Annotated in this window: 17 protein-coding genes and 1 tRNA gene; 8 read left to right on the top strand and 10 right to left on the bottom strand. The window is 66.5% G+C overall.

Translation table 11 applies throughout. The features are described 5' to 3' along the window. Positions 1-187: 187 nt before the first annotated feature. Complete coding sequence (locus L8G49_RS03250) at positions 188-1,678, top strand: replicative DNA helicase (RefSeq protein ID WP_242137588.1); 1,491 nt, start codon at positions 188-190, stop codon at positions 1,676-1,678. Positions 1,679-1,691: 13 nt separating this feature from the next. Continuing rightward, on the top strand, positions 1,692-3,074 hold the full coding sequence (locus L8G49_RS03245) for an RNB domain-containing ribonuclease (protein WP_242182413.1): 1,383 nt from the start codon (positions 1,692-1,694) through the stop codon (positions 3,072-3,074). Between the two features lie 101 nt (positions 3,075-3,175). Here L8G49_RS03245 and L8G49_RS03240 read toward each other — a convergent pair whose 3' ends face one another. From L8G49_RS03240 to cobA, 5 genes are all read right to left on the bottom strand, one after another. Continuing rightward, positions 3,176-3,931: a phosphoadenylyl-sulfate reductase gene (locus L8G49_RS03240; protein ID WP_242182412.1), complete on the bottom strand. Its 756-nt coding sequence runs from the start codon at positions 3,929-3,931 to the stop codon at positions 3,176-3,178. Beyond that, positions 3,924-4,343 carry a DUF934 domain-containing protein gene (locus tag L8G49_RS03235; protein ID WP_242182410.1) on the bottom strand — a complete coding sequence of 140 codons (420 nt, stop codon included), beginning with the start codon at positions 4,341-4,343 and terminating at the stop codon, positions 3,924-3,926. The genes L8G49_RS03240 and L8G49_RS03235 overlap by 8 nt, the downstream gene beginning before the upstream one ends. Beyond that, on the bottom strand, positions 4,336-5,967 hold the full coding sequence (locus L8G49_RS03230; RefSeq protein WP_242182408.1) for a nitrite/sulfite reductase: 1,632 nt from the start codon (positions 5,965-5,967) through the stop codon (positions 4,336-4,338). Before L8G49_RS03230 ends, L8G49_RS03235 begins: the two co-directional genes overlap by 8 nt. Before the next feature lie 159 nt (positions 5,968-6,126). Then, the gene (locus L8G49_RS03225) at positions 6,127-6,423 is read right to left on the bottom strand and encodes a DUF2849 domain-containing protein (RefSeq protein WP_242137583.1); all 297 of its coding nucleotides are present in this window, start codon (positions 6,421-6,423) and stop codon (positions 6,127-6,129) included. Beyond that, the gene (gene cobA / locus L8G49_RS03220) at positions 6,420-7,220 is read right to left on the bottom strand and encodes a uroporphyrinogen-III C-methyltransferase (protein ID WP_242137582.1); all 801 of its coding nucleotides are present in this window, start codon (positions 7,218-7,220) and stop codon (positions 6,420-6,422) included. Before cobA ends, L8G49_RS03225 begins: the two co-directional genes overlap by 4 nt. Before the next feature lie 289 nt (positions 7,221-7,509). On the opposite strand from cobA, the gene L8G49_RS03215 reads away from it, so the two are divergent. After that, on the top strand, positions 7,510-8,241 hold the full coding sequence (locus tag L8G49_RS03215; RefSeq protein WP_242182407.1) for a hypothetical protein: 732 nt from the start codon (positions 7,510-7,512) through the stop codon (positions 8,239-8,241). Between the two features lie 88 nt (positions 8,242-8,329). On the opposite strand, the gene L8G49_RS03210 is transcribed toward L8G49_RS03215, so the two are convergent. After that, on the bottom strand, positions 8,330-11,515 hold the full coding sequence (locus L8G49_RS03210) for a TonB-dependent receptor (protein ID WP_242182404.1): 3,186 nt from the start codon (positions 11,513-11,515) through the stop codon (positions 8,330-8,332). A gap of 271 nt (positions 11,516-11,786) precedes the next feature. Between L8G49_RS03210 and L8G49_RS03205 the strand changes: the two genes are divergently transcribed. Beyond that, the gene (locus tag L8G49_RS03205) at positions 11,787-13,250 is read left to right on the top strand and encodes an FAD-binding oxidoreductase (RefSeq protein WP_242182402.1); all 1,464 of its coding nucleotides are present in this window, start codon (positions 11,787-11,789) and stop codon (positions 13,248-13,250) included. A 57-nt stretch (positions 13,251-13,307) separates the two neighbouring features. Next, entirely contained in the window at positions 13,308-14,078 is a 771-nt protein-coding gene (locus L8G49_RS03200; protein ID WP_242137578.1) for a SapC family protein, read from the top strand. Positions 14,079-14,469: 391 nt separating this feature from the next. Here the strand turns inward: L8G49_RS03200 and L8G49_RS03195 are convergent, their stop codons facing one another. Beyond that, positions 14,470-15,327, bottom strand: coding sequence for an N-formylglutamate amidohydrolase (locus L8G49_RS03195; protein ID WP_242182400.1), 858 nt, complete (start codon positions 15,325-15,327; stop codon positions 14,470-14,472). Between the two features lie 110 nt (positions 15,328-15,437). On the opposite strand from L8G49_RS03195, the gene L8G49_RS03190 reads away from it, so the two are divergent. Together L8G49_RS03190 and L8G49_RS03185 are read left to right on the top strand one after the other, a co-directional pair. Beyond that, positions 15,438-15,815, top strand: a complete 378-nt coding sequence (locus tag L8G49_RS03190; RefSeq protein WP_242137576.1) for a response regulator — start codon at positions 15,438-15,440, stop codon at positions 15,813-15,815. Between the two features lie 78 nt (positions 15,816-15,893). Next, a tRNA-Val gene (locus L8G49_RS03185) sits at positions 15,894-15,968 on the top strand. 221 nt (positions 15,969-16,189) lie between these two features. Here the strand turns inward: L8G49_RS03185 and L8G49_RS03180 are convergent. From L8G49_RS03180 to L8G49_RS03170, 3 genes are all read right to left on the bottom strand, one after another. After that, positions 16,190-17,413, bottom strand: coding sequence for a hypothetical protein (locus tag L8G49_RS03180; protein ID WP_242182398.1), 1,224 nt, complete (start codon positions 17,411-17,413; stop codon positions 16,190-16,192). 29 nt (positions 17,414-17,442) lie between these two features. Next, entirely contained in the window at positions 17,443-19,425 is a 1,983-nt protein-coding gene (parE, locus tag L8G49_RS03175) for a DNA topoisomerase IV subunit B (protein ID WP_242182397.1), read from the bottom strand. A 419-nt stretch (positions 19,426-19,844) separates the two neighbouring features. Continuing rightward, entirely contained in the window at positions 19,845-20,585 is a 741-nt protein-coding gene (locus L8G49_RS03170) for a GcrA family cell cycle regulator (protein ID WP_242137573.1), read from the bottom strand. 83 nt (positions 20,586-20,668) lie between these two features. On the opposite strand from L8G49_RS03170, the gene L8G49_RS03165 reads away from it, so the two are divergent. Then, entirely contained in the window at positions 20,669-21,523 is an 855-nt protein-coding gene (locus L8G49_RS03165) for an ABC transporter permease (protein WP_242182395.1), read from the top strand. The last annotated feature ends 98 nt before the right edge of the window (positions 21,524-21,621 follow it).

The following is a 21,621-nucleotide window of genomic DNA, read 5'->3' as shown; positions in this document are numbered from 1 at the left end:
CGGAGCGACTTACAGCAGGCGGGACGCTCTCTGATGAATGCGCGTACGCCCAAGCCGGCTTATCCACCGGTCATCCCCACGAAACGCACCGATCGTCCCGTGGTTATCCCCGACTTATCCACAGCTGCGACGTGCGGCCCGGCGCAACACGCTTGAGCCGACGGTCCGACAGGTCCAAACCGCGCGGATGGCCACCGCATTCGCTCCTCCGCCCGTCGTCCCCGAAGCCGTTTCGCTCCCGCAGAACGTCGAAGCCGAAGCTGCGATGCTCGGCGCGATGATGATCGACAACCGGCTCGCCGACGATCTCGTCGACAAGCTCCAGCCCGAACATTTCTTCGAACCGCTCCACGGCCGCATCTTCAGCGCGATCAAGGTGCTGCGCGGGAACGACATGCTGGTGACGCCGGTCACGCTGCGACCGATGTTCGAACAGGATGCCGGGATGCGCGAGCTGGGCGGCCCGTCCTATCTCGCGCAGCTGACCGGCAGCGGCGCCGGGCTGATCGGCGCGCGGCAGTTCGCGCAGCAGATCTACGATCTTGCGATGCTTCGAACGCTGGTGACGGTCGGCCGCGGGCTGGTCGATCGCGCGATGGACACCTCCGAGGAGGTCAACCCGCGCGCGCAGATCGAAGCAGCGGAAGAAGAACTGTTCAAGGTCGCGGCGGACGGCGGCAGCGAGACCGCGATCAAGAGTTTCGCGCAGGCGACGACGCTCGCGGTCAAGAATGCGGAAAAGGCGCTCAACAGCGGGGGCGGTCTTTCGGGGATCACGACCGGGCTCGACAGCGTCAACGCCAAGATCGGCGGCATGCATCATTCCGACTTGATGATCCTCGCCGGGCGTCCGGGCATGGGGAAGACCTCTCTCGCCACCAACATCGCGTTCAACGCCGCCGCGCGCTGGATGCGCGACATGCAGGACGGGTTGAAGCCAAGCGAGTCGGTCGGCGCGAAGGTCGCGTTCTTCAGCCTCGAAATGTCCGCCGACCAGCTCGCGACGCGTATCCTGTCCGAGCAGGCGCGGATCAGCTCCGAAGCGCTGCGCATGGGCAAGATCAGCCGCAACGAGTTCAACCAGCTAGCGGCGGCGGCGGCGGACCTCGAGAATCTGCCGCTTTATATCGACGATACCGCCGGACTGACGATCGGCGCGCTCCACACCCGGATGCGGCGTCTCCAGCGGCGGCACAATAACGAGATCGGGCTGGTCGTCGTCGACTATCTCCAGCTGCTGACCGGATCGGGCAAGAGCTCGGACGGCAACCGTGTGCAGGAAATCTCGGAGATCTCGCGCGGGCTGAAGACACTTGCCAAGGACATGAACGTTCCGGTGATGGCGCTGTCGCAGCTTAGCCGCGCGGTCGAAAGCCGCGAGGACAAGCGCCCGATGCTTTCGGATCTGCGTGAATCGGGGTCGATCGAGCAGGACGCCGACATCGTGTTCTTCGTGTTTCGCGAGGATTATTACGTCGCCGCGCGTGAGCCGAAGCGTCCGGTCGAGGGCGACAATCCCAAGGTGTTCGAGGACCACGCGCAATGGGCGCTCGAGATGGAGCGCGTCTTTGGCCTCGCAGAGCTGATCGTCGCCAAGCAGCGTCACGGCGCGACCGGCAAGGTGATCCTCAAGTTCGAGCCGAGCGTCACGCGCTTCAGCGACTACGTCGGCTACTGAGGCTGCGGGCTTCGTGAAGACGCTGATCGATTCGGGCCATGCGCTGCAGCAGGGGCTGCTTGCGATCCGGCGCGAATTCGCCGTGCCGGACGGCTTCCCGCCACAGGTCGAGGCGGCGGCGGCTGCGGCGGCGCGGCGCGCGCCGACCGAGCATGTCGATCGCACCGCGATGCGTTTCGTCACGCTCGATCCGGCGACGTCGACCGACCTCGACCAGGCGTTCGCGATCGAACGGAGCGGGCACGACATGCTGCTCCATTATGCGATCGCGGACGTCGCGTGGTTCGTGGCGGATGGCGACCCGGTCGACGTCGAGGCGTGGAAGCGCGGGACGACCTTGTACCTCCCCGATGGCAAGGCCGGGCTGTATCCGCCGGTGCTCGCGGAGGCGGCGGCGAGCCTGCTGCCCGACGGGCCGCGCCCGGCGGTGATCTTCACCGTCCGGGTCGCGCCCGATGGCGCGGTCAAGCTCGACGGGGCCGAGCGCGCGATCATCCGCAGCGGCGCGAAACTCGCCTATGACAGTGTCCGCGGTACCGATCTGCCCGACGGGTTCGCCGAGCTGTCGGCGCGGGTCCAGGCTGCCGAAGCGCGGCGCGGGGCATCGCGGGTCGATCCGCCCGAACAGGAAGTGAGCGCCTTGCCCGGCGGCGGGTTCGATTTGCGGTTCGCGCCGCGGCTGGAGTCCGAGGCGCGCAACGCGGCGCTGTCGCTCGCCACCAACATGGCGGTCGCGGACCTGCTGCTCGCACACCGCACCGGGCTGTTCCGCGTGATGGCCGCGCCCGACGATCATGCGGTCGCGCGGTTGCGGATCACCGCGGCGGCGCTCGGGATCGACTGGGCGGCCGACGTGCCGCTCGATGCGATCGAGCGGCGGCTCGACGGGCACGATCCGAAGCAGGCCGCGTTCATGACCGCGATCCGGCGCAACGGCGGCGGCGCGAGCTACGCACCCTATCGCGACGGCGTCGTGCCATGGCACGCGGCAATGGCGGCGACCTATGCGCACGCGACCGCACCGCTCCGGCGGCTGGCGGACCGCTATGTGATCCGCGCGGCGCTGGCGATCGCCAATGGGCAGCCGGTGCCGGAGGCGGTGATCGCGGCGTTCGAGACGCTGCCGACGGTGATGGCACGCGCCGATGCGATTGGCGGGCGGATCGACCGCGCGGTGGTCGATCTGGCCGAGGCGGTGATGCTGGCTGGGTTGGTCGGTGAGACGTTCGCGGCGGTCGTCACCGATGTCGAGGCACACGCCGCGCGGATCCAGCTGTGCGATGAGCCAGTGGTTGCACGCGTGGCGGCGACGGGGGTGGTGCCGGGGGAGCGGATCGACGTGGTGCTGCGCGCGGCGGATGCGGAGAAGCGGGTGCTGACGTTCGAGCGGGGGTGACGGCGGCCTTGCGCCGTTTTCCCGCGCAAGCCGGAACCCGGAGTTGCACGATCAGCGCTCAGTTACCCTGGGCTCCTGCCTGCGCAGGAGCACGTTGCGGATCAGAAAACCGGTTCCTCGCCCGGTTTTTCGGGCACGTGGATCCCGCATTCGACCTTGTCCCACCCGCGCCAGCGTCCGGCGCGCGGGTCTTCGCCCGGCTGCACCTTCGACGTACAAGGCGCGCAGCCGATCGATGGATAGCCCTGCGCTTCGAGCGGATGGCGGGGCAGCCGGTGCTCGGCGAAATACGCCTCCAGGCGGTCCTTGTCCCAGTCGGCGAGCGGGTTGATCTTCAGCCGGCCCTCGTCTTCCTCGAACCGCGGCATCGCGATCCGCGTCCCCGCCTGGAAGCCCTTGCGCCCCGAGATCCACGAATCGAACGGCGCGAGCGCGCGGCGCAGCGGCTCGACCTTGCGCAGGTCGCAGCAGCCATCGGGGTCGTAATTCCAGCGCAACCCGGTCGCATCCTTTTCAGCAAGCCGATGCGGGTCGGGCCGGAAGACGCGCAGATCGGTGAAGCCGAGCATTTCGGAAAGCTGGTCGCGATACGCCAGCGTTTCTCCGAAGATCTTCTGCGTGTTGAGGAAGATCACCGGAATGTCGCGGTCGACCTGCGCGATCAGGTGGAGCAGCACCGCGCTCTCCGCCCCGAACGACGAGACCGCAGCGATGCGCCCCTTGAGCTCGCCGGTCAGCAGCTCTCCGAGCAGGTCGCCGGTGCCGACGCCCGCGAAGCGCGCTTCCATCGCCGCCGCATCGGCGGGGGAGAAGGGCGCGACATCGATCAGGTCGAGGCGGCGCGCGCTGCTAGCCATGCCGCAGTTTCCACACCGGGACCTGACCGTCGGCGGCTTTCTGATAGACATGGTCGTACCGGGTCAGCGCTGCTTCGAGCGTAGCCGCGTCAATCTCCGCCTCGGGTGCGAAACTGTCGAACCCGCAGCGCTTCATGAACAGCATCTGGTCGACCAGCACGTCGCCTTGCGCGCGCAGTTCGCCGGTATAGCCCGCCTCGCGCAGGATGCGGGCGGCGGAATAGCCGCGGCCGTCGCGGAAGCTCGGGAAGCTGATCTCGACCAGCGCGATCCGGTCGAGGTGCGGGAGCAGCGCGCGTGCGTCCTCGCCCGCCTCGAGGCGGACCGCGGTGGCGTTGGTCTGGTCCTCGAGGAACGCGTCGAGCGTGACCGCTGGCTCGTCGGAGCCGATCGACATGGCGGACTTATCCATAAAGCGCTTCCTTGAACGGATCCATGCCGAGCCGGCGGTAGGTATCGAGGAAGCGCTCGCCCGCTTCCCGCTTGTCGAGATAGACGTTGGTCACGGTCTCGACTGCGTCGACGATGCCGTCCTCGCTGAAGCCGGGGCCGGTGATCCGCGCGAGGCTCGCGTCCTCCGCGCCCGAACCGCCGAGGAGGAGCTGGTAATTCTCGGTGCCCTTCTTGTCGACGCCGAGGATGCCGATATGGCCCGCATGATGATGCCCGCAGGCGTTGATGCAGCCGCTGATCTTGAGCTTCAACTCGCCCAGATCACGTTGGCGCTCGGGGTCGGCGAAGCGGGTGGCGATCTTCTGCGCGACCGGGATCGAGCGGGCGTTGGCGAGGCTGCAGTAATCGAGGCCGGGGCAGGCGATGATGTCGCTGATCAGATCGACGTTGGCAGGCGCCAGACCGGCCGCATCGAGCGCGCTCCAAACATGGTGAAGGTCGCTTACGGCGACGTGCGGCAGGACGATGTTCTGCGCATGAGTCACGCGCAACTCATTGAAACTGAACCGTTCTGCCAGGTCGGCCATGACGTCGATCTGGTCGGCCGAAGCGTCGCCGGGGATGCCGCCGGTGGGCTTCAGGCTGATTGTCACGATCGCATAGCCGGGCTGCTTGTGCGCGACGGTGTTCTGCGCGCGCCATGCGTCGAACGCGGGGTTGGGCGCGGTGTCGGCCTGCGGAACCAGCGCGGCGAAGGCGGGGGGTGCGAACATCTCGGTGATGCGGTCGAATTCGGCCTTGGGCGGATCGAGCCCGAGCGACTTCACTGCCACGAACTCCTCCTCGACCTGGCGGCGATATTCGTCCGCGCCGAGCTCGTGGATCAAAATCTTGATCCGCGCCTTGTAGATATTGTCGCGGCGGCCGTAGCGATTGTAGACGCGCAGACACGCCTCGACATAGCTCAGCAGATCATCCGCGGTGATGAAGTCCTTGATTTCGGGCGCGATCATCGGGGTGCGGCCCATGCCACCGCCGACGAAGATGCGCCCGCCGAGAACGCCGTCGCGCTCCACCAGCTGGATGCCGATGTCATGGAGCCGCATCGCCGCGCGGTCCTCGTTTGCGGCGATCACCGCGATCTTGAACTTGCGGGGCAAGTAGCTGAATTCGGGGTGGAAGGTGCTCCACTGGCGGAGCAGCTCGGCCCAGATGCGCGGATCGGCGACTTCGTCCGCGGCGGCGCCGGCGAACTGGTCGGACGAGATGTTGCGGATGCAATTGCCGCTCGTCTGGATCGCATGCATTTCGACCGTCGCCAGCTCGGCAAGGATGTCGGGCGCTTCGGACAGCTTGATCCAGTTATACTGGATGTTCTGCCGCGTCGTGAAATGGCCGTAGCCGCGATCATATTTGCGCGCGATGTGCCCGAGCATCCGCATCTGCCGCCCGTCGAGCGTGCCATAAGGGATGGCGACGCGCAGCATATAGGCGTGCAGCTGGAGATACAGGCCGTTCATCAGCCGGAGCGGCTTGAACTGGTCCTCGGTGATCTGCCCCGCGAGGCGGCGCTTCACCTGGTCACGGAATTCCTCGACGCGGGAATCGACGATCGACTGATCGTACTGGTCATATTTATACATGGTAAACTCCCGTCGCCGCAGTTGTTGCCGAGGCTGGGTGAGGAAGATGAAACGCCGTCACCCCGGCGTAGGCCGGGGCCGTCATGTTGGGTGTCGGACGGCGGTTCCGCGCGGTAACCTGGCGGCCCCGGCCTTCGCCGGGGTGACGGGAATTGGACGTCATATCACCCAGCTCCCCGCGTTCGGATCGGCGGGCTTGAGCGTCAGGTCCGGCCGCACCGTCGGCCCGAGCGCGCGGACGCGGTCCTTGATGTGCGCGGGGCGGGGCCCCTCGGGCGTCATCGTCGCGTCGATCACATAGGGGCCGGTGACGCGCTGTGCGCCTTCCTGCGCGCGCGCGATGCTCTCGCCCTGGTCGGTCACGTCACCCGCGTCCTCGATATGGCGCGACCAGCCGTTGCCGGTCCACCAGATCACATCGCCCGTGGGCAAGTCGTTTCCGGTCAGCAGTTTCACGCGACAGTCTCCGCCAATGTCCCGGCGATGCGCGCCCAGGACCCCAATTTGTCTTCCGCGTCGGACAGCTCGACGACCTCGCCGACGACGATGATCGCGGGCGACGCGACCTGCTCGCGCGAGACCATCGGCCCGAGGTCGGCGAGCAGCGTCCTGATCGCGCGATGCCCGTCCAGCGTCCCGCGCTCGAGCACCGCGACCGGCATGTCGGGCGCGACGCCGTCGCGCATCAGCTTGTCGGCAATGTCGGTCGCGGTCGCCACGCCCATGTAGATCACCAGCGTCCGGCCCTTGCCCGCGAGCCCCGACCAGTCCTGGTCGGTCAGCCCCTTGCACTGGCCCGCGACGAAGCTGACCGCGCTGGAATAGTCGCGGTGGGTGAGGGGGAGCATCGCTTCCGCCGCACAGCCGAGCGCCGCCGATACGCCGGGGATCACCTCGACCGGCAGGCCAGCCGCCCGGACTTCCTCGACCTCTTCGCCGCCGCGCCCGAAGATGAACGGATCGCCGCCCTTCAACCGCACGACGACGCTCCCGGTCTTCACATGCGCGATGATCAGCGCGTTGATCGCCTCCTGCGGCAGCGTATGTCGCGCGCGCTTCTTGGCGACCGAAATGCGTTGCGCGTCGGCCGGCGCGAGATCGAGCACGCGCGGGTCGATCAGCCCGTCATGCACGACGACATCCGCCTGCCGGAGCGCCTCGACCGCGCGGACGGTGAGCAAGCCCGGGTCGCCGGGCCCCGCGCCGACGAGGATGACTCGCCCGCGGGCGGTGGGATCGAGGAGGGTTGCCATCGCTGTCAGATGGGCTGGACCAGGCGCCACGGCAATTCAAGGATGCTTTGGGGCGAGGTAGGCAATCTTTCATTGTCCGGCTCGGTCTGGCGTCTCCGTCGTCATGCCGGGTTCATCCGCGTGTCCGCCTGACAACGCTCGGCCGGCGCGGGACCGCCCCATTCCGCGCGATGATGGCCGGGAAGCAGGCGATACGCAGCACGTCGCTTGTGACGTACCGCCCAAGCGCCTAGCCCGATACGGCAAAGTGTCTGATTTGCGTGTACCCCCCTGTCGAGGATTCCATCCGATGATCAAGAAAACGCTCATGCTGTTGACCGGAGCGACCGTGTTGCTCGCCGGTTGCGGCAGCAAGACGACGACCGACGCCGCCACCACCACCAGCAGCGCAACCCCCGCGGCGACGCGGGTGCGCGGCGTGGTCCAGTCGGTCGATACCAATGGCGTGACGATTCAGGGCTATGACGGCAAGACCACGACGGTGCCGATCGACGGCAAGACGGGCTTCGCCTGGGTCGTCGGGTCGAGCCTGTCGACGCTCAAGACCGGTGACTTCATCGGCACCGCGACGTCCGGCCCGGACAGTGCGCTGCGCGCGGTCGAGCTGGTGATCTTCCCCGAGGCGATGCGCGGGTCGGGCGAGGGCCATTACGGCTGGGATGTTCCGGGTGTCGTCGCGGCGAGCGGCGGTAACGGTGGCGGCGGTGCGAGCGGCATGACCAACGGCACCGTGCAGCAGCAGAGCGGGATGACCAACGGCACCGTGCAAGAACAGAGCGGCATGACCAACGGCACGGTCTCCTCCACCGCGGGGACGTCGGGCGAAACCAGCCTGACGATTTCGTACAAGGGCGGGACCGCGAAGGTGCTGGTGCCGGCCGGGACGCCGATCGTGCGCTTCGAACCGACGCAGCGCTCGATGCTCGCCAAGGGCCAGAAGGTGTTTGTCGTGAAGACCGCCGATGCACCCGGCGCGAAGTTCGTTGCGATCGGCAAGGACGGCCTTACGCCCCCGATGTAACCGGCCACCGCGCCGATCTGCAACGATGACAAAAAAGGGGGAGCGATCTTGCGATCGCTCCCCCGGTCGTATCAGCCTGATCAGGCGATCAGAACTTGGCCTTGAACCCCGCATAGAAGCGGCGGCCGATCGGCTCGTAGATGCCGGTGCCACCACCGATGCCGGTCGAGCCCAGCGGCGGAACGCGGTCGGTCAGGTTGTCGATGCCGAAGTAGAACTGCGACCCGCCCTGGATGTTGATCCCGAAACGCGCGTTCATGTAGAACACTTCAGGATAGTAGGGAATGCTGTAGCGGTCCGCATTCTGCGGCGGACGCCCCTGGTAGGACTGGACATCCTCGATGAAGCCGGCCGCCATCTTCCCCAGATAGTTGAGCTGGTAGTTGACTTCGAACGGCCCGAACGCGCCGTTGAGGTTCCAGTACACCTTGTCCTTGGGGCTGCCGAGTTCGCCGAGCAGATTGTCGCCGAAGTTCGGCTGGCTCGGATCGATGAACTGCGCATTCTCGAACTGGTGGGTATAGACCAGCACCGAACTCGCCTTCACGAAACCGAAGTCGTGCTGGTAGCTGAGGTTCACGTCGAGGCCGCGGACGCGCAGGCTGGCGTAGTTGAGCAGCGTCTGCTGCAGGCTGCCTTCGATTACGCGATACTGCTCTTCCCCGCTCGGTCCGGTCTGGCCAGCCGCGACGCGCTGGAACAGGCCGCAGAACTGGTTGTTGCCGGTAGGCGAATCATAGCAGCTGTTGAGGATCTGCTGCGCCGAAGGCGCGGTGATCACGTTGGCCACCTTGATGTTGTAATAGTCGACCGACAGCGTCAGGCCACGCGTGAAGCGGGGCTTCAGGACGATCCCGTAGGTGTAGGAGTCCGACTTTTCGACGTTCAGGTTGGGGTTGCCCCCGCTGAGAATGCCGAGCGTCTGCTGATACAGGTAGTTGTAGTTGGTCGGGATGCCGGCCGCAGCGCAGTTTGCGGCGCGATACTGCGTGCCGGTTGCGATGAAGTTGGCCGAGCACGGGTCGTTGACCGACGCGAAGTTCTGGCTCTGCGAGGAATAAAGCTCGGACAGGTTCGGGGCACGGACCGCGCGCGCATAAGAAGCGCGGAAGCTGATGTCCGGAACGGGCGAGTAGTTGCCACCGAAGTTGTAGGTGTAAACCGTGCCTGCGTTGCTGTTATAGTCCGAAACGCGACCAGAGGCGGTGAAGCTCAGATCCTCTGCGAACCGCATCCCCTTGAAGACCGGGATCTGGATTTCGCCATAGGCTTCCTTCACCTCGAAAGCCTGCGGGGCGAAGGTCGGCAGCGCGTTGTAGAAGGTGTATCCCTGTTCGACCAAGGGATCCGGCTTGAAGAAGTTGGTTTCCCGACGATATTCCCCGCCTACTGCGAAGCGGAGCGGACCGCCCGGCAGGTTGAAGAAGCCACTGGTGTCGCCGTTGACGAACGCGGAGACGTCAAGCTGCGTGATCTTCCCGTGCGAGACCGTGTCCTGCAGGACATAACGCTTTGCCGCATCGGAGATGTTGCCGTTGCCGAACAGGTTGATCGGCTGGCAGGCGGCGATGTCCGCGGCAAGGATTGCCGGATTGCCGCCGATGTCGGTGCCACCACGCGACGGGGTGATCTGCGAGCCGCAAACGATGTTGCCGGCGGCATTGCGCTGCGCATCCATGCCCAGCAGGAAACGCTGGACGTTGAGGTTGCCGAGAACGCGCGTATCTTCGATGAACTCGCCGTAGTTGGCGGCGACTTCATACTTCCAGTCGCCGTTGAACGTGCCGCGCACGCCGCCGACGATCCGGTAGGTCTGGCGCTTGGACTGTTCCGAGCGGACCCCCAGGTCGACGAGGTTCTTGCGGAGCGTGAAGCGGGTCGCACCCGTGATCGTCGCGGGATCCGTGCCACCGGCGATCAGCGCGTTGGTGATCGTCGTGCGGGCGGCCGTGCTCAGATACGGGTTGTCGAGGCGCGGACGCTCAAACGTCGACGTATCGTACCCGGCGAGCGTTCCGCCGGTGATGAACGCCGGGCCGGAACTGCCCTGGCCATAAGTCTCGGTCCGCGAATAGGATGCCTCGACGAACGGGACGATCGCATCCGAAATCTCGAAGTGGCCGACGAGGTTGGCCGAGTAGCGATCGAGTGCCGGCTGGATCTGAAGAAGCTGGCCTTCACGATTGGTATCGCCGTTGCCGCCGATAAACGAAGAGCCGCTCGGCGAGCTGGTGTTGGTGCCGATCCCGACGCGTGCGCCATTCTCCTGGACAAGCGAGCCGTCGCCCTGGAACAGATAGTTGCACGAGAAGCGCTTCGCAGTGTTGTCCGTCCCGCACGCGCCGGTCGGACTTGCGAAGGTCACCAGGCCGCCCGATGCGATCGTCGCGGAGTGGATGTTGCGGAAGAAGATGTTGTCCGGAACGCCGTTGAAATTCGGCAATGTCTGCCCGGTGGCGACACCCGGAGCGTCGACCTGCGTCGTGACGAAGCCGTCTACCTGCTGCAGGCGCGAACGGTCGGAGGCGTACAGGCTATTCTGCCGCGCATATTCCAGATCGACCGCGATGTTGCCGCGACCATCGGCGAAGTTCTTGCCGCCCAGGATGCTGCCGAAATACGAACCGGCATCGCCATGCTGGCTGATGCCGCCCTGCACGCGCGCTTCCAGGCCCTGGAAATGGTCCTTCAGACGGAAGTTGACGATACCCGCGATCGCGTCCGACCCGTACACTGCCGAATCGCCGCCGGTGGTGATGTCGATGCTCTCGATCAGGTCCGACGGGATCGTGTTGATGTCGACCGAGACGGCGTTGTTCAGGATGTCCGCGCCGACGTGACGGCGGCCGTTGACGAGAACGAGCGTGCGCTGCGTGCCGAGGCCGCGCAGATCGAGCAGGTTGAGGCCGGCGGTGCCGAGGAAGCGCGTCGAGTTCGCCTGGCTGAACGTGCTCTGCAGCTGTGGCAGGGTGTTGAGCGTGTCGCCGATCGAAACGCGCGACGTTGCGAGCAACTGGGTCGGCGTGATCGTCGTGATCGGGCTGGTCGAGGTCGCGTTCGGGCTGCTGATGCGCGAGCCGGTGATCACGATGTCTTGCGGCGCAGCCTGGGGCGCTGCGGTGTCGGTGCCGTCCGTGGAGGCCCCCACGGTCGTCGTCGTCTGGGTGGAAGCGCGGCCGTCGCCACTGGTCGCGGTCTGCGCGAAGCTCGCTGCAGGAAGTGCCGACAGAACGCTAACTAGCGCTGTGGCCTGCAGAAAACGGTTGAGTTTCATGATGGTCCCCTTGTTATCTTGCCCTGTGATTGGGAGGATAATCGGACGTTTCATGAAGGCGATGCAAGCAAGTGTGACAGTCTCGCAACGCATACAGTAACTTTTGCAAACACATGTTGCAAAAACGACACAATGTTCGTGTATGAGGTATCGCTACCATCCGAAAGCTGTGTCACACCGTGCGCAACGAGCGGTTCCTTTCGTCAGCCCGAATACCTTCAGCCGACAGGACGCGCTGGCAACGTCCGGTGATCCGCCCTAGATCGGTGGCGTGACATCTCCCCAGACCCGTCTCGTCGATGCCGTCCGTGCCTTGCTTGGCCCCAAGGCGGTGACCACCGATCCGACCGATATCGCGCCGTGGCTCGATGATTGGCGCGGTCGCTATCATGGCGCGAGCGCGGCGATCCTGTCGCCCGACAGCACGGCTGGCGTCGCCGGCATCGTCCGGCTTGCGGGCGACCTCGGCGTGCCGCTGGTGCCGCAGGGCGGGAACACGTCGATGGTCGGCGGGGCGACCCCGCCCGCCGATGGCTCGGCGGTGATCCTGTCGCTGCGGCGGATGAACCGGTTGCGGCGGATGGATGCGAATGCCGCGCTGGTCGTGGCCGAGGCGGGGGTGATCCTCGCCGACCTGCATGCCGCCGCCGAGGCGGAAGGGATGCGCTTTCCGCTCACGCTCGGGGCACGCGGCAGTGCGACGGTGGGCGGGCTGGTCTCGACCAATGCTGGCGGGACGCAGGTCTTGCGCTTCGGAACGATGCGCGCGCTCGTCGCGGGGCTCGAGATCGTGTTGCCGGACGGGCAGGTCCAGGATGGCCTGGCACCGCTCCGCAAAGACAATCGCGGCTATGACCTGACCCAGCTGTTGATCGGTGCCGAGGGGACGCTTGGCGTGGTGACGGCGGCGACGCTGCGACTGGTCCCGATTGCGGCGGACCGGGCGACCGGATGGATTGCAGTCGACAGCCCGCATGCGGCGCTGGCGCTGCTGCGCGTGCTGGAGCGGCGGTCGGGGGATGCGATCGAGAGCTTCGAGCTCGTGCCTGGCGAGATCTTGGACCTCGTGCTGAAACACATTCCCGCGACCCGCGCACCGCTCGACAGCCGGTATCCGTGGCTGGTGCTGATCGAATATGCGACGCCGCAGGGCCAGCCGCCCGCGCGCGACGCGCTGGAAACCTTGCTCGGCCCGGCCTTGTCGGATGGTCTGGCGCGCGATGCGGTGGTGGCCGCCAGCGAGGCGCAGGCGATCGCCTTCTGGCGGTTGCGGGACTCGATCTCGGAAGCGGAACGCGCCGAGGGGCCGACCATCGCGCACGACATCTCGGTCCCGGTCGATGCGATGCCCGACTTCATGGTCAGCGCCGCCGCTGCGGTCGAGGCGGCCTATCCCGGCGTCCATGCGACCGGCTTCGGGCATCTCGGCGACGGCAACGTCCATTTCCACGTCAACGCGCCCGCCGGGCTACAGCACGACCGCGCTGCCGCCGAACGCTGGCGGCAGGAGGTCGGCGCGCCCGCGAGCCGGATGGTCTATGATCTCGTCGTCGCGGCGGGCGGATCGATCTCGGCGGAACACGGTATCGGCCAGATGAAGCGCGACGAGCTCGCGCGGCTGTCCTCGCCGGCTCGGCTGGCCGCGCTGCACGCGATCAAGGCGGGGCTCGATCCGCAGGGGCTGATGAACCCGGGCAAGCTCCTCGGCCTTGCGGAAAGTGCGCGCGCGCCATAGAGCCAGCGTCCGTAAGGCGTGGGGGACCTGCGCGCTACATTCATCATGGAGACGATCATGGCCAGCGCGCCGCAAGCCCTTCCCCTGTTCTACAATGCGCTCGAGCCGCTTTCGAGCGAGGCGCATGCCAATTTCCGCTTCAATGCCGCCGACGCGGCACCGTTCCTCGTCAACCAGCATGCCATCCCGGTCACCGTCGACGAATTCGTCGCGACCCAGCCGTGGCTGCCGATCGTGTTCACCCTGGGGACGGACGCGATCCCGATCGCGCTGATGGGCCTGAACGAGGGCGTCAACGTGTTCGTCGGCGACGATGGCAAGCTGATCGAGGACAAGGTGTACGTCCCGGCCTACATCCGCCGGTATCCGTTCATGCTCGCGCGCCTTCGCCCGGATGCGCAGGACCTGTCGCTCTGCTTCGATCCGACCAGCAACACGATCGGCGCGTTCGACGAAGGCGAGGCGCTGTTTGCCGAGGGCAAGCCGACCGAGCTCGTCCAGAACATCCTGGGCTTCAACGAACAGTTCGAGCAGGCCGGCGCGCGCACGGCGAATTTCATGACCGAGCTGCGCGAGCTCGACCTGTTGATGGATGGAGAGTTCACGCTCAACATGGCGGGCAATGACCAGCCGTTCATCTACCGTGGCTTCCAGATCGTGAACGAGGAAAAGCTCAACGACCTGCGCGGCGACCAGCTGCGCAAGATCCAGAAGTCGGGCCTGTTGCCGCTCGTCTATGCGCATCTCTTCTCGTTGACGACGCTGCCGCAGATCTTCGACCGCCAGGTCAAGCTCGGCAAGGTCCCCGCGCCGCAGCTGATCAACTGAGCGATCCCGGGCCGGCGCGATGCCGGCCCGCCCTTGCGGCTCGACGGAACGGCAGTCCCGGACCGGACCGCTCCCCACAAGAATTGCGGCGGCAGCGGTCTGCCGGCACCGTATTGCCTTCGTCGCGGGAAGGGGCTCGGCGCGGAGCCTTTGCGCGGCAACGGTCGCGGGAGTTGCCCGTCCTCGTACGGACAGGACGCGATCGGGGAAAAGTCCGGAACGGCGTTGAATTTCACCCTTGAACCCCGAAAACCGCTTACCTATATCGGTCTCACGCGGTTTCGTGTTCCCCCCTTTCGCGGGACCGCGCGACGCTCCTCCGGGAGTGTCTCCTCCCTGAACCTTGGCCACCGCGTGCTCTGCATGCGGTGGTTTTTTTGTGCGCGGCGGGTTACTCGGCGGCGATCGGCAGCGTCTGCCCGCGCCAGCCCATGGCCTCTTCGGCGAGTGCGTCGATCATTGCGCGAAGCGTCGAAGCGGTCGAGGCGAGCCCATCGCCGGGGAGGTCGCCCGCCGGGTCGAGATACAGCGTGCGATCGAATTCCAGCTGGATGGCATGGACCACGCCGCCACGGGCATGCCGGTCGAGCACGTGCGCCCCGGCATAAGGCGTATTGCGCGCGCAGGGGATGCCGGCGGCGCGCGCGACGCGTTCCAGCGCGGCAACGAAGCGGGCATCGGCGCTACGGCCGAATCGGTCACCGATCACGATACGCGGCGCGCCCGCGCCGAGGCTGGGCATCGAATGGATGTCGAGCAGCACGGCGACTCCGAAGCGCGCGCGTGCCGCCTGCAGCGCGGCCTCCAGCGTATCGTGATAGGGCCGGTAGTCCGCTGCGATGCGCGCGGCGATGTCGTTCGCGGCAAACCGTCCGCGCCATAATTCCCCTGCGCCGGCGACGCGGCGCGGCACCAGCCCCAGCCCGCCGCGCACCTTGGCCGACGCGATCGGCATGGCCGCCGCCCGGGCGCCTTCGTCGATCGCGGGATCCCGTTCCTGCTCGCTGCGGTTGAGGTCGATCCAGGCGCGCGCGCGGCGCTGGATGAGCATCGTCTCACGATCGTGCGCGATCCGCGCCACCGCGTCGACATAACGGTCCTCGAGCACGGTCGTCGCGGCGAGCGGGACCCGCAGTGCCGCCTGGAGCGCGATCGGATAGTCGCGACCCGCATGCGGCACGGACAGGACGACCGGGCTGGCCGGCGTGGGATCGCCGAAAAGGTCGAACGAGGGCAGGGGCGGCGTCATATCGCCCCATCGTAGCACAGCCGCTCCGCCGATCCGGCTGGAAAATCTTAAGCCCTTCGCGCATACATTACCGCAAATGCGGGCGCCTTGGCCCGTCAGGACGGAATGGCATGATTCGGATTTTGTTGGCGGAAGACGATCAGGTGATGCGCGAATATCTTACGCGCGCGCTTGAGCGCTCCGGCTATGCGGTCGCAGCGGTCGATCGCGGGACGGCGGCGATCCCGTTGCTGGAAGACGAGCATTTCGACCTGTTGCTGACCGACATCGTCATGCCCGAGATGGATGGCATCGAACTCGCGCAAAAGGCGAGCGAAATTGCGCCGAGCCTGCGGGTGATGTTCATCACCGGCTTTGCCGCGGTGACGCTGAAGGCGGGCAAGTCGATGCCGCAGGCGCGCGTCCTGTCCAAGCCCTTCCACCTGCGGGACCTCGTGCTGGAGGTGGACCGCATGTTCGAACTGGAACGGGTCGGCGGAAATTTCTGAATCGGCGCACGTGATGCTTGCGTGGGCAGAAAGCCTTCGCTAAAGGCCACCCCTCGCCCGGCACTGCCGCAGCGAAGTGGGCGTGTAGCTCAGTGGTAGAGCACTGTGTTGACATCGCAGGGGTCGCAAGTTCAATCCTTGCCACGCCCACCATTAAAGCCCCGCGGATCCTCTGGATCGGCGGGGCTTTTTGTTTTCGCTGACGACATGTGCTCGGATGGGCTGGCGAGCCTGTGCGTCCGCCGCGTCGGGGCGAGCTGGGTGTTCGCGATCGCCCCGTGCTGCGCATATGGCGACGTACGCGGGGTGCGCGTCGCCGTTGTCCTGCCCAAAACAGGCCCGCGGCTCTCCGGCGCTACGGTCTGGGTGCTGGCTCAGGACGAGGCGGGCGGCGGGGTAACGGCGTCGGGATTCAGGTCCGCGTGGACCAGCCGCGGGATACCGCTGTGGATTGGGATGCGGGACCCGGTCTTGATCGTCATGTTCGACGTGAAGGTAAAGCGCTCGCGTCCCTTTCCGGGCGTCGTCTGGGTCGCATAGCGCCGCGCCGCGATCGCCTGGACGATCTGTTCGGGCCAGTCGCCGGTGCCGGACACCCGATTGCCGCGCGCCGCGACATGCGCACCGTGGACCCGGCCGTCCGTGCCGATCGTGTAGGCGACGTCGATCCACATATAATCCAGGTTGGCCGAGAAGACCGGTGGCGGGATCTCCTTGAACAGCGCGTAGCTGTCCGCCGCCGTGCCATTGGGGCGGCGTTGCCCGGTCGCGGTCATCAGGACCGGTGGGGCGTGCAGCAGAACTGAGGGCGCGCCGGCGGGTTGCCGAGGATAGCGCGCGATCAGTCGGTCGAGCTCGGCGTCGCTCGCGGTCAGGGCGGCCAACTGGATGTTCAACTGGTCAGCGCACGCGACGATGGGCTGCAGCGCCGGTTCGCGCCGTTCGAGCAATGCGCCGATCGCCCTGCGAGCGATCGGACCGTAAAAGGCATAGACCTGCGCGGCGAGTCGGGTGTTGAGCGTTGCGTACCGAAGCAGCGCCAGCCCTTCGGTCTCGACCAGTCCGAGTTTGCGCGCGCGGCCCGCGACCGCGCGATATTGCACCTCGGCTTCGCTGAACAGCCCGGCACTGGCATAGGCGTCGCCAAGCCCGATCCGCTCCATCAAGACGCGTGGATCCGTCTCGGGCATGCCGGCCTTCATCGCGCTGACCGTATCGAGCGCGTTCGACCATTCGCGACCCTGATCGCCGAGATGCGCGGCAATCACGCTGCTGGCATGGAACAGATTGGCCACTGCGACCGGATATTCCCGGGCGAACCGCGCGGTTCGGTGGCGCGCGGCGAGCAGCGCGGCCTGCGCCTCCTCAAAATGCCCCGCCTCGAACTGCGCCTGCGCAAGATCGAGCGTGATCGCAATGTCGCGGTCGGGCTTGCAGCTGGCGGCGAGGCAATCGTCCAGACGCTTGCGCAGGTCCGGTGCGCGGCTGCCGACGACGACGATGTCGCGATCGGCAGCGGCAGGGGGCGGCAGGGTCTGCGCCGCGAGCGGGGCCGATACGAGCAGCGCACTGAAAACCGACCACCACGTCGCTGCCATCGCCCGGACTCCCGATTCGTCGGGCAAGACTATGCGTCGATCGCGTCCTCGTCCATCCGGGCAGCATTTTCCTGAATGAACGCATAGCGATGCGCCGGATTGGTCCCCATCAACCGATCGACCAGATCCTTCACCCCCGCGCGCGCCTCATATTCCTGCGGCAGCGTGATCCGCAGCATCGAGCGGGTCTTGGGGTCCATCGTGGTTTCGCGCAGCTGCATCGGGTTCATCTCGCCGAGGCCCTTGAACCGCCCGATCTCGACCTTCTTGCCCTTGAACTCGGTCGCCTCGAGCTGCGCGCGGTGCGCGTCGTCCATCGCGTAGAGGCTCTTCGTCCCCGCGGTCAGCCGGTACAGCGGCGGCTGTGCGAGGAAGACGTTCCCGGCGCGGACGATCTCGGGCATTTCCTGGAAGAAGAAGGTCATCAGCAGCGTCGCGATATGCGCGCCGTCGACGTCTGCGTCGGTCATGATGACGACGCGCTGGTAGCGCAGATGATCCGGGTTGCAGTCCTTGCGTGTCCCGCACCCCAACGCGAGGATCAGATCGGCGATTTCCTGATTGGCGTGGATCTTGGCCGAGGTCGCCGACGCAACGTTGAGGATCTTGCCGCGGATCGGCAGGATCGCCTGCGTCTTGCGATCGCGCGCTTGCTTGGCCGATCCGCCTGCCGAATCGCCCTCGACGATGAAGATCTCGGTGCCCTCGGGCCCGTTGGACGAGCAATCGGTCAGCTTGCCCGGCAGCCGCAGCTTGCGCGCGGACGTCGCGGTCTTGCGCTTGACCTCGCGCTCGGCTTTTCGCGCGAGGCGGTCGTCCATCCGCTCGACGACATAGCTTAGCAGCGCCTTGCCGCGGTCCATATTGTCGCTGAGGAAATGGTCGAAATGGTCGCGCACCGCGCGCTCGACCAAGGTCGCCGCTTCGGGCGAGGTGAGGCGGTCCTTGGTCTGGCTCTGGAATTGCGGATCGCGGATGAAGACGCTGAGCATCAGCTCGCTCCCCGTCATCACGTCCTCGGCGGAAATGTCCTTGGCCTTCTTGTTGCCGACCAGATCGCCGAACGCGCGGATCCCCTTGACCAGTGCGGCGCGCAGGCCCTGCTCGTGCGTGCCGCCATCGGGGGTGGGGATGGTGTTGCAATACCAGCTGTACGACCCGTCGCTCCACAGCGGCCAGGCGACCGCGCATTCGACGCGGCCCGCGGTGCCGGGGAAATCCTGCCGCGCGACGAACAGCTCGGTCGTCGCGCATTCGCGCGTTCCCAACTGCTCGTGCAGATGATCGGCGAGGCCGCCGGGGAACTGGAACACCGCTTCGGCGGGCGTGTCGTCGCTGATGAGCTCGGGCGCGCATTTCCAGCGGATTTCGACGCCCGCGAACAGATACGCTTTTGATCGTGCAAGGCGGTGGAGTCGCGCTGGCTTGAACCCCATGTCGGGGCCGAAGATCTCGGTATCGGGGGTGAACGCAACGGTCGTCCCGCGCCGGTTGGGCGCCGCGCCGACATGTTCGAGCGGCCCGAGTGTCTCGCCGCGCGCGAACTTCTGGCGGTACAGTTCGCGCCCGCGCGCGACCTCGACCACCGTATCCGAGGACAGCGCATTGACGACGCTGACCCCGACGCCGTGAAGCCCGCCGCTGGTCGCATAGGCCTTGCCGTCGAACTTGCCGCCCGAATGGAGCGTCGACAGGATTACCTCGAGCGCGGACTTGCCGGGGAACTTGGGATGCGGGTCGACCGGGATGCCGCGGCCATTGTCCGAGACGGTCAGCCGGTTGCCCGGCGCGAGCTCGATCTCGATCCGCGTGGCATGGCCCGCGACCGCTTCGTCCATCGCATTGTCGAGCACTTCGGCGGCGAGATGGTGATAGGCGCGCTCGTCGGTGCCGCCGATATACATGCCCGGCCGCCGCCGCACCGGCTCCAGCCCTTCGAGGACTTCGATCGACGCTGCATCGTAATCGGTGGGAACGTGCTTGGGGCTGGCTGCGAACAGGTCGTCGGACATGCGAACGCTATACGGCGGGCAGGGCGAAACTGCCAAGCGGCATCGCGGAAAAGGTCCGTTGTGGCCCGATGGCAACACATCGGGACTAATTCCTGTTTAATGCGGCCATCTGCAAAGGGGACGTTGCTTGGGGCGCTGACACAGCACAACCGGGCGTTTTCAATGCGTAACACGTTCGTGCTCGCAGCCCAATACGGCGGGCACCGACGTCCGTCGCAGCGACGACACGTTCCGCTTCTGAGCACAGTCGGGTGTCTCTGTTTCCCCGCGCAGGCGGGGACCCAGGGTTACGGGCGGAGCGTCTGTATCCCTGGGCTCCCGCCTGCGCGGGAGAACGACGCGCCCATGCGGCAACGCATAAAAAAGGGGCCGCGCAACCGGATGGTGCGCGGCCCCTTTTTCGTACGTCCCGTCGTGGCTCAGCGCGCGCGCGGACCGCCGAACGGCAGCGGCGGCGCGGGGCGACGGTCGCGGCGCGGGAGCTGCGCCTGATAGGCGTGGCCGCAATGCCCGACGCAATAAGGGAAGCCCGGGTTCACCTTCTCCCCACAGAAGTGGAAGTCGGGCTCACCCGGATGACCGATCGGCCACTTGCAGATCTTGTCGTTGAGATCGAGCAGCGTGGTCTTGCCCGCCATGTCGGCGGACGGCTTGGCCGGAACCAGCCGACGCGGCGGCGCCGGCGTGATCGGGGCCTGCTGCTCACCGGGTGCCTGACGCAGGAAGCCGCCGGGACCAACCGACCGCAGGATCGGCGGCGCGGGGCGAACCGGTGCGGCGGGCGCCTCGGCCTCCTCGTCGTCGGTCTCGTCCTCGATCTCGTCCTGTACCGCCGGGCGCGGTGCGGGCGGCGGGGGCGGCGGTGCCGCGGCGACCGGCGGCGCGACTCGCTCGACCGGCGCGCGCGGGGCGGGGGCGGGCTTGGGTTCGGCCGGCGCGGACGGCGCGGCAGCGGCGGGCGCGGCGGCGGCAGCGGCGGCCTTGGCCGAGCCGTCGTTGGGCTTGACCGGCGACGGGCGCGACTGGAGACCCAGGCGATGCGCCTTGCCGATCACCGCGTTACGGCTGACGCCACCGAGTTCCTCGGCGATCTGGCTCGCGGTCTGCCCTGCTTCCCACATCTTGCGCAGCGTATCGATGCGTTCGTCGGTCCAGCTCATCTGCTCTCGTTTCCAATCGTCTCGGGTCGCCGAACCTCTAATCCGGGTTGCGGGCGGCGGCGGCAGTCTTTAGCGACGATGCCATGAGCAGCCAGCCCCCAATCGGCGAAATTCGTACAACGGCGATGAACGCCCCCGGCGTCCCGGTCATCCGGAGCGTCAATTGGGGCGGTCTGCGAACGCTCTATATCAAGGAGGTTCGCCGCTTCTTCAAGGTGCAGTTGCAAACCGTGTGGGCACCCGCGATCACCACGCTGCTGTTTCTGGTCGTGTTTACCATCGCAACCGGCGCGAAACGCCCGGTTCTGGTCGGCGGGGTCGAGATCCCGTTCGCCGATTTCATCGCGCCCGGGCTGATCATCAGCCAGGGGATGATGGGGCCCGCCTTTGCCAATGCGAGCTTCTCGCTGATGGTCGGCAAGATCCAGGGGACGATCGTCGATTATCTCCAGCCGCCCTTGTCGACGATGGAATTGCTGACCGCGCTGGTCGGTGGCGCGATGACGCGGGCGTTTATCGTCGGATTCGTGGTGTGGTTGGCGATGGCGATTTATCCGGACGTGCATGTCACGCCGCGGCATCCGCTCGCGATCCTGTGGTTCGGGTTCCTGGGGGCGGCGTTCCTGTCGTTCCTCGGGGTGCTGACGTCGATCTGGGCGGACAAGTTCGATCATGCGGCGGCGGTGACCAACTTCGTGATCACGCCTTTGGCGTTGTTGTCGGGGACGTTCTACTCGGTCGACAAGCTCGCGCCGGCGTTTCGTGCGTTCAGCCATGCCAATCCGTTTTTCTACATCATCTCGGGGTTCCGCTATGGGTTCCTCGGGACGGCGGATTCGCCGGTGATGCTTGGGTCGGTGATCATCCTGGCGATCGACATCGTGCTCGGGCTGCTGTGCTATTTGCTGCTGCGAAGCGGGTGGCGGTTGAAGAACTGACGTTTTTGGGCGGTTCAAGAAGGGTTTGATCGCACAAAGGCACAAAGACACAAAGAGGAAGGCTCGCAAGGCAGCGTGGTGCGCGTGCCCATCAGATT

Origin of the sequence: Sphingomonas sp. CARO-RG-8B-R24-01, assembly GCF_022662295.1 — a bacterium.
In the GTDB taxonomy this organism is placed as follows: Bacteria; Pseudomonadota; Alphaproteobacteria; order Sphingomonadales; family Sphingomonadaceae; genus Sphingomonas.
The sequence above is the reverse complement of the archived record's forward strand: the minus strand, read 5'-3'. Positions and strand labels throughout refer to the sequence as shown.